General features: G+C 67.2%; 10 protein-coding genes. 5 read left to right on the top strand and 5 right to left on the bottom strand.

Features of this window, described 5'->3' with window-relative positions; translation table 11 throughout:
- Window positions 1-39 precede the first annotated feature (39 nt).
- Window positions 40-993 carry a methyltransferase gene (locus AD72_RS35720; RefSeq protein ID WP_082469004.1) on the top strand — a complete coding sequence of 318 codons (954 nt, stop codon included), beginning with the start codon at window positions 40-42 and terminating at the stop codon, window positions 991-993.
- On the opposite strand, the gene AD72_RS17820 is transcribed toward AD72_RS35720, so the two are convergent.
- From AD72_RS17820 to AD72_RS37630, 4 genes are all read right to left on the bottom strand, one after another.
- On the bottom strand, window positions 994-2,301 hold the full coding sequence (locus tag AD72_RS17820; RefSeq protein WP_051898728.1) for an amidohydrolase: 1,308 nt from the start codon (window positions 2,299-2,301) through the stop codon (window positions 994-996). It lies immediately after the preceding gene.
- Window positions 2,298-3,665 (bottom strand): serine hydrolase domain-containing protein, encoded by a 1,368-nt coding sequence (locus AD72_RS17825; protein ID WP_031467661.1) that lies wholly within the window; start codon window positions 3,663-3,665, stop codon window positions 2,298-2,300. The genes AD72_RS17820 and AD72_RS17825 overlap by 4 nt, the downstream gene beginning before the upstream one ends.
- A 23-nt stretch (window positions 3,666-3,688) precedes the next feature.
- Window positions 3,689-4,042 carry an oligopeptide/dipeptide ABC transporter ATP-binding protein gene (locus AD72_RS37625; protein WP_231644878.1) on the bottom strand — a complete coding sequence of 118 codons (354 nt, stop codon included), beginning with the start codon at window positions 4,040-4,042 and terminating at the stop codon, window positions 3,689-3,691.
- Window positions 4,043-4,114: 72 nt separating this feature from the next.
- Window positions 4,115-4,516: an ATP-binding cassette domain-containing protein gene (locus AD72_RS37630; protein WP_231644879.1), complete on the bottom strand. Its 402-nt coding sequence runs from the start codon at window positions 4,514-4,516 to the stop codon at window positions 4,115-4,117.
- A 664-nt stretch (window positions 4,517-5,180) separates the two neighbouring features.
- Here AD72_RS37630 and AD72_RS17835 point away from each other — a divergent pair.
- The 4 genes from AD72_RS17835 to bla all read left to right on the top strand — a co-directional run bounded on the left by AD72_RS17835 (window position 5,181) and on the right by bla (window position 7,908).
- Window positions 5,181-5,579, top strand: a complete 399-nt coding sequence (locus AD72_RS17835; RefSeq protein ID WP_051898729.1) for a YbaB/EbfC family nucleoid-associated protein — start codon at window positions 5,181-5,183, stop codon at window positions 5,577-5,579.
- Window positions 5,576-5,947: a type VII secretion target gene (locus tag AD72_RS17840; RefSeq protein WP_031467663.1), complete on the top strand. Its 372-nt coding sequence runs from the start codon at window positions 5,576-5,578 to the stop codon at window positions 5,945-5,947. Before AD72_RS17835 ends, AD72_RS17840 begins: the two co-directional genes overlap by 4 nt.
- A 5-nt stretch (window positions 5,948-5,952) precedes the next feature.
- Window positions 5,953-6,858, top strand: coding sequence for a WXG100 family type VII secretion target (locus AD72_RS17845; protein ID WP_031467664.1), 906 nt, complete (start codon window positions 5,953-5,955; stop codon window positions 6,856-6,858).
- A gap of 129 nt (window positions 6,859-6,987) precedes the next feature.
- Complete coding sequence (gene bla / locus AD72_RS17850) at window positions 6,988-7,908, top strand: class A beta-lactamase (RefSeq protein WP_031467665.1); 921 nt, start codon at window positions 6,988-6,990, stop codon at window positions 7,906-7,908.
- Between the two features lie 189 nt (window positions 7,909-8,097).
- Here bla and AD72_RS17855 read toward each other — a convergent pair.
- On the bottom strand, window positions 8,098-8,487 hold a 390-nt coding region (locus AD72_RS17855), incomplete at its 5' end, for a MarR family winged helix-turn-helix transcriptional regulator (RefSeq protein ID WP_051898730.1).

Raw genomic sequence — 8,487 nt, forward strand, 5'->3', positions numbered from 1 at the left:
GGTCAGGATCAAGCAGATGGTGACAGAGAGGTTGAGACGGTGGTCGACGCGGCAGCGCTCCCGATTCCGTGGCAGGTCGAGTTGCAGGCGGGCGAGAACACCGCGATAGCCGACACCCAGAAATCCGGAATCGGTGGCACGGCGGGAATGCGGCCACACGAACTGCTCGAGGCCGCGCTCGCCTCCTGTATGTCCATCTCCGCGCGGATGGCGCTGACCGAGGAGGGGATCGCCGATGCCGGGGTCCGGGTGCGGGTGCACCTGGACCGCGCGGAATCGGCGACCACCTTCCGCTACGAACTCCTGCTGCCGGAAGAACTCGAGCCGCACCGATCCATGCTCGCCGCCCGGCTCGAGCGGTCCCCGGTGAAGGCGACGTTGAGCAAACAGCTGGCCTTCGAACCGGTCGGCCGCGCGGACCGGGAGACCATCGAGGCCTACGCGACCGGGGCAGCGGATTACGCACAGGACTGGGAATCCCAACCGGCGGACGAGGAACTGCACGCGTTGCTGGAGAAATTCCTGCTTCCCGGGACCGTGGCGGACATCGGCTGCGGTTCCGGGCGGGACGCGGCCTGGCTTGCCGGGCACGGCTGGCAGGTCACCGGATACGACGCCGTCCCCGCCCTGCTCGACCAGGCGCGGCAAGCACATCCCGAGGTGCCGTTCGAGACCGCCGTGCTCCCGGAACTCGCGGGATTGCCGGTGTTCGACAACGTCTACTGCGAGACCGTGATCATGCATCTCGGGCGAGCTGCCGCGCTGGAAAGCGTGCGGCGGCTCGGCGAACTGCTCCGGCCCGGTGGCCGCCTGTACCTCAGCTGGCGGCTGGACGGAACGGATCGGCGCGACGAACGCGGCCGGTTGTACACGGCGATCACGGCAGACCAGGTTCTCGAGCAGCTCGGCGGATTCACCGTGCTGTACCGCCGCGAGCTGACGAGCGGTTCCTCGGGGAAACGGGTCTGCCGGATCCTCGTGCAGCGGCCCTGACTAACCCCGGTACCAGTCCGCGGCATTGAAAGCCATGTGGGACAGGGAAAGTACGCCGATCTCCAGGACCGACTCGTCGATGTCGAACCGCGCGGTGTGGTGACCGGCCGCCAGGTCCGTGCCGAGCACGATGTAGCTGGCGAGCCCGCCGCGTTCCTTCACCCGGTCCATCATCGCGGTGGCGTCCTCGGAACCGTCCGCCCGATGTGCACGCAGAATGTTCGTCACGCCGGGCACCTTCCGGAATTGTTCGTGAATTAACGGCAGCAGTTCCTCGGACGGATCGCTGCTGGAGGCCCCGCCGCGAATGTCGATGCTGGCCTCGACTCCGTGCATCTGGGCCGCGCCCGCGATGATGGCCTCGGCGCGGGCGAACAGGTCCTGGTTGATGGCCGAGGTGGATCCCCGGGTCTCGGCCTGGATGCGGGCGCTCGGCGCGATGACGTTGCGGCCGTCCCCGGCGTGCAGGGTGCCGACGTTCACCCGGGAGGTTCCGCCGCTGTGCCGGGGCAGCGCGTGCAGATTGACCGCGGCGACGGCGGCGGCGAGCAGGGCGTTGCGGCCCTCTTCGGGTTCACCCGCGGCATGCGCGGCGCGCCCGGTGAACACGGCGTCGAACTTGGTCGTGGCGAAGTAGTCGACGGCGCCGCAGGCCACCTCGCCGAGTTCCGGACCGGTGCCCACATGGGTGGCCACGAACAGATCGACGTCATCGAGCACTCCGGCGGCGACGATCGAGTGCGCCCCGCGCACCCCTTCCTCCGCGGGCTGGAAGATGAGCTTGAATTTCCCGCTCAGTTCTTCGCGATGCGCGGCGAGCGTACTGGCCAGGCCGAGCCCGATGGCGGTGTGCGCATCGTGGCCGCAACCGTGCATCGCCCCGGGATTGACCGAGGCGAACCCGTTCGCCGCGGGTACGTGTTCGGCTGCGGTGGATTCGTTGAGGTCATTGGCATCCATGTCGAACCGGAAACCGAACGTCGGTCCGGGACGCCCGGTGTCCAATATCCCGACCACGCCGGTGAACCCGTTCCCCATCGCGTCCACGAGATCCGGATCGGCGCCCTGTTCCACCGCGCGTTTCCGGGCCGCGCTGATCTCTTCCTCGCTCGGCACCCCCATCCGCGCGTCCGCATCGACGACCTCGGTACCGAGCCGCACCGTGCAGCCGAGCTCGCGGAGCACCGTGGCCACCCGGGACGCGGTCCGGAACTCCAGCCAGCCGGTCTCGGCGAAGGTGTGGAATTCTCGCCGCCATCCGCGTACCGCTTCCCGCAGTTCGGCAGGCAGCTCGATGTTCGTGCTCACTCGTGTGCTTCTTTCTGCTCGGATTGTTTGGGCAGTACCCTTCTGGCGCTGAAGACCCGGTCCACGGCGCCGTCCGGGGCACGCAGGAAGGCGTGTTTCTTGCCTGCTTCGTCGACGAAAAGATCCGGCCCGGCCGGGTGCAGCCGGGAGTTCGCCCCGAGCCGCAGTGCGGGCCCATCGGCCGCGACCGTCAACGCCTGTTGCTCCGCCGAGCGGTAGTACCCGGCGTAGTCGCGCGCGGCCTCGGCGGGCAGTTCCACCGGTGGCGCAACGGGTTCCGGTTCGAGGCCGAGTAACCGGCGTGCGACGAGATCGGCGATCCGGGCGGCGTCCGCACCGGTTGCGTTGATCAGCACAGCGACGGTGAGGTCTGCGCCGGGAACACAGCGGAAGTGCGAGGCGACGCCCTTCACGCTGCCGCCGTGCCCGAACCAGGAGTGATCACCGTAGGCACCGACCTCGATGCCCAACCCGTAGCGCGAACCGTCCGGCAATGTGTCCGCCGTCGTCATCTTCCGCACGCTTTCCGCGCTCAGCACCGCGCCGGGCCGGGACAGCATCCCGGCGAACGCGGACAGGCCCGCCGCCGATGTCTTCAGCGAACCGTTGGAGTAGATCTCCGCGACGTCCCACCAGTGCGGCGAAGCGGTATAGCGCTGTTCGGTATCGCGCATCGGTGCGTGGAGGCCGACCACATTGGTGAAGCCCGACAGTTCCCGGACGGTGAACGCGGCCCGGGTGATGCCGAGCGGGGTGAGCACGGCACCGGTGACGAAGCCGGCGAAATCCGTTCCGGATGCCGCTTCGATGATCCCGTGCAGCAGCCCGTAGCCCTCGTTGGAGTAGTTGAACCGCGCACCCGGCTCGGCAAGCGGGCGGTAACCGATCGTGCCGAGTGCGGTGACGAGATCGGTCACCGTGCGGATCCCGGCGTACTCGGTTTCGATCGGTGGCGCCGGGTCCAGGCGGTCCCGGTCCGGATCGGCGGTGATGCTCGCGGTGCGGGCACCGTTGATCAACGGCAGACCCGGGAATCCGGAGGTGTGGTTGAGCAAGTGCCTGATCCGCAGCCGATCCTGGTGCTCGTCCGGCAACCTGAGCTCCGGCAGCCAGCGCGTCACGAGATCATCGGTGTGCAGCGTGCCCTGCTGCTCCAGCACCAGGATCGCCGTTGCCACCACCGACTTCGTGATGGAGGCGAGCCCGAAGATCGTGTCCCGGTCGATCGGCGCGGTATCGCTCGCGCTGCGCGTGCCGTGCGCGAACTCGAAAACCGCGGTATCGCCCCGGCTCGCCAGGACGGCGATCCCGGGCAGCTCGGCGGCCGCGACCTCCGCGCGCAGTTCCTCGTGCAGTGTTGTCATGGTTCCCTTCGTCGCCAAGGATGTCACACCAGATGGCAGGCGGCCCCGGTGTCCCCGGTGCCCGTGCGCAGTGCGGGCACTTCGGTCCGGCAGCGGTCCACGGCTACCGGACAACGGGGATGGAACGGGCAGCCGGGCGGGGGATTCAACCCGGAGGGAATGTCTCCGGCCAGGATGCGCCGTTCGCGTTCGCGGCCCGGCAAGCCGCGCGGGACCGCGGAGAGCAGCGCCCGGGTGTACGGATGCGCCGGTTCCTCGATCACCTGCCCGGCCGGTCCGTGTTCGACGACCCTGCCGAGGTACATCACCGCGATCCGGTCCGCGATCTGCCGCTCGTCGCGCAGATCCGCGAGCAGATTCAGGATCCGTGCCTGCACGGAGACATCGGGCGCGGAGACCGCCTCATCGCAGACCAGGATCTCCGGCCCGCAGACCGGGGCCCGTGCCAGTCAGATGCGCTGGCGTTGCCCACCGGAGAGCTCGTGCGGGTACCGGTAGAAGAATCCCGTGCGCAGCCCCAGTTTCCGCATCATCTCCACGACCCGGTCCTGGCGCTGATCGGGCGCGCCGATCTGGTGGATCACCAACGGCTCGGTAAGGATGTCACCGAGCCGCTTGCGTGGGTTCAGCGAGGAGTACGGGTCCTGGAACACCATCTGCGCCCGACGCCGGAAATCCCGCAGCTCCCGAGTGTCCGAACCGAACACAGCCCGGCCACGGTAGCGGGCGCTGCCACCGGTCGGCTTGGTGAGCCGCAACAGCGTCTTGCCGGTGGTGGACTTGCCGCTGCCGGATTCCCCGACGATGCCCAGTGTCTCGCCGGACCGTAGATCGAAGGAGACACCGTCCACGGCGCCCAGGGTGTGCTTCGCGGCGAACAGCCCGCCGCTGGTGCGGATCCGGAAATGCTTGCGCAGGAAAGCACGGGTTTCTGCAGCGTGGTCACGAGCGCACCTCCTGCGTGGTTTCCTGGTTCCAGCAACACACCGCGCCGTGGACACCGATCTGCTGGAGCATCGGAACCTCCTCGTGGCATCGTCCGGTGGAAATTCCGCTCTGGTCGGGGAGCCGGTCGTGGTTTGTTCGTCCAGCGTCGAGGGTTGCGCGCCGAGCGCGAGGTGCGGCTCGGATTTCGCCGCATGATCGGTTCCTGCACGAGGTCGCCACCAACCTGCGGCGGCAGTTCCCGCACGGGCGCATCGCGGATCGGCAGATCGTGCTGCGCCAGTACAAGCTGTACGGCCGGATCCTCGATTTCGACGGCCGGAACCGGGGGATCGGTCACCGTGGACCCCTGGTACTTGGCCCGCTGAGGGGGAGGGGCTCAGCCGGCGAAATTCTCGGCCCCTACTCGGCGTAATTTTGCGGCTACGCATTCCTGGGTGAATTGCGCATCGGGGTTTCTTTCGGACTTCTTACAAGGCATGCTCCGATGGAACGCCTGCCGGTGCCGTGTGGGTCTCAGGTCTGAACCGTCCGCCGACAGTCGGCGGGCCTGCGGACAGGAGGCGAGTCATGACTGAATCCTGGGCCTCGGAGGAGGCGTATCGGCAAGCGCAGAGCCGGATCGACGGAATCGTCGCGGAGGCCGAGCAGCGTTACGAACGGGCACGGGCGGCCAGAGAAGACCTGGAAAACCGGACGGTCAGCGCTGAATCCGCGCGCGGCGAGGTGCGGGTGACCGTCGCGGCGAACGGAACGCTGCGCGATCTCGAACTCGGGGACCGCACCGATCGCTGGTCCCGGTCCGAACTGTCCGCGGAGATCCTGGCCTGCGTGCGGCGGGCCTACGCGAAACTGCCCGAGCTGGCCGAAGAAGTCTACGCGGAGCGGTTCGGCGCGCACGATGCCGCTGCCGAGCGCGCGGTTTCGCTGCTGCGCGAGGCGTTCGGCGGTCCGGAGGAGGCGCGATGAACGACAAGGGCTTCCACGTCGACCCGGACCGGATCGGTGAACACGCGAGCTCGATCGCCGAGGTCCGCACGCGGGTCCAGCAAGTGATCGACGCCGGCACCGAGGTGACACCCGGTGGCTGGGACAACGCCTACGGCCTTGCCTGCCAAGGGTTTCCGATCGCGCTGCGCGCCCATGTGCAGCGCCATCTCGACCTGATCAAGCGGCTCGATCAGGTACTCGGCACGAGTACCACCAAGCTGGAGCAGACCGCGACCGACTACGCCGATCAGGAACGGCGCAACAAGCAGGAACTGGAACGGGTGTACGAGCAGCGGCAGCGAACGCAGGGCCGCAGCCGGTTCCACGAGCGCCTCGAGGGGGAGTGAGCGGCATGACCGGTTCGGACAATCCACTCGTCGACAAGAACTCCCGGTTCGAATGGGGCGACTACACACCCATCCAGGATGGCGGCGACCAGGGCGGCACGCAGTGGTGGAACCCGTTCACCCCAGGGCAGGGCTACACCACGGACAAGACCGATCTCGACAGGTTCAGCCACTGGTTCGAGGGGGCGCCGATCGTCAATGACGCCGTGACCATCGCCCAGAACATCGACAAGGCGGCGCACGGTGAAAAGCTGCAGGTGCACGACTGGATCGAGCAGTTCGCCGCCGGATACAGCCTCGGCACCTACGGTGTGGCGCTGGCCGAAGGCGATTGGGGCGGGACCGCGGTGGCGCCCGTCGTGTCCTGGGCGCTCGAACACGTCAAACCCTTGCGGCTACTGCTCGACGAGGTGACCGGCAACCAGGACACCGTCAACGCGGTCGCCAACACCTGGGAGAACATGGCCGGGGCCCTGCAGGAGGCGTCCAAGAACTACGCGGACAAGGTCGAACGGACCGTGCAGTTCTGGCAGGGCGATGCCGCGGACGCCTACCGGGAACACGCGCGGCAGCTGGTCGGCGCCCTCGCTTCCGCCGGTGTCATGTGCCACTCCTGGGCCACGCTCATCCGCATCGTCAGCGAAATCGTCGGCATCGTGCACGACTTCATCAGAGAACTCATCGCCGCCGTTGTCGGGCAGATCGTCCAGGACCTGGTCGAGGCGGCGACCGTGGTCGGCGCCGCGGCGATTCCCGAACAGACCACGGGCGAGGTCGTGCGGGCCAGCGGGATCGCGGCGAAGGCCGTCGCGAAGGCGGTGGAGGGGGCGTTCAAGATCGAGGGACTCATCCCGAAAATCCTCACGATCCTCGACGAGATCGCGAAAATCATCGAACGCCTCGAAGACTGATCGGCGACCGTACAGCGGTGATGACATTTCGGCATCGAGCCAGATCATTTCCGTCTTGGACAGCCGCGAACGGATCGGCCAGACTGCGGGCATCGACACAGTGCATGCCGATCCGGGGACGGTGGGGAAATGGGATCTCGAGACGCTTCTTTCGCGCGCAGAACACTGCTCACGGGAGCGCTCGCGCTCCCACTGGCAGCGTGCGGGACCGTCGAGGGGCGAGCACCTGCTGCGCCGAAATCCGCGGAAAAATCCCGAAGCAGCGCCGAGGAAGCCAGCACGCGGTTTTCGTCCCTGGAAAGGAAATACGATGCCCGCCTCGGTGTTTACGCCCTCGCGACCGGGACCGGCGCATCCCTGGGATACCGGGAAGACGAGCGATTCGCATTCTGCTCCACCTTCAAAACACTCGCGGCAGCGGCCGTACTGCAGCGGAATCCCTTGTCCCACCTGAACAAAGTCATCACCTACGACAAGAACGAGGTGAACTCCATCTCGCCCATCACCGAGCGGCACATCGGGACCGGGATGACCATCCGTCAGCTGTGCGACGCCGCCATCAGGTACAGCGACGGAACCGCGGGCAACCTCCTGATGCGCGACATCGGGGGACCGGGCCAGCTGACCCACTACCTGCGCGGCCTCGGCGACACCGCCAGCAGAATGGACCAGTACGAACCCGAACTCAACCGAGACCCTCCCGGTGACCCGCGAGACACCACCACCCCACGTTCGATCGCCCACGACTACCGGAAGATCGTGCTCGATGACGCACTTCCCCCGGAAAAACGGGCCCTCATCAAAGATTGGCTACAGCGCAACACCACCGGAGCGCAAAGCATTCGCGCCGGAGTGCCCCACGGCTGGGGCGTGGCCGACAAAACCGGGCACGGCGACTACGGACGAGCCAACGACATCGCCATCGTGACCCCGCCGGGCCGCAACCCGCTCGTCATCGCGATCCTCTCCGATCGCGCGGGCTACACCGCCGAAGCGCGGTACCCCATCATCGCCGAAGCCGCCAAGTACGTTGTTTCGGTGCTCGGCTAAAGGTGTCGCCGCAACGGCACCGGAACGGGCAGCAAGACCGTAAAATCAGGTGCGCACCCGACAAGGCAATATCCGAACCTGAACCTGCTGGTCAGCGGGTTATCGGTCTCGGTAGAGGAGCCGCATGCCAAGGTGCGCCGCGACGGATATCGCCACCCCTCTCGTCGGGAACTTCATGCTGGGCTGGACTCAGGGGTGCGGGTCGGATGCGTCGAGCAGAGCGCGCAGCGTTCGTTGCAGGGTCACGCGATCGGCAGGATCGAGCGGCTCCAGTAGATCTTCCTCGATGTCGGCGTTCAGTGATCGGAGCTTCTTGGCGAATCGTCGGCCGGTGGGCGCGAGTTTCAGCACCCGTCGGCGCCGATCGGCGGGGTCGACCTGACGAATCAGCAGTCCCTGTTCGACCGAGGTCTCGATGATCGGCACCGCGTTGCGGGGGTCGATGCCCACCAATTCGGCCAGTCGTTGCTGGCCGAGTGGACCGATCTCGTCGAGGGTCAGCAGGAGCTTGTACTGACTTGAGGTCAGCTCGAGCTCGGCGAGCATGCCGGCCCACCGCTGCAGGACGAGCTTGCCGGC

This window comes from Sciscionella sediminilitoris (assembly GCF_000737195.2).
GTDB classification, from domain to species: Bacteria; Actinomycetota; Actinomycetes; order Mycobacteriales; family Pseudonocardiaceae; genus Sciscionella; species Sciscionella sediminilitoris.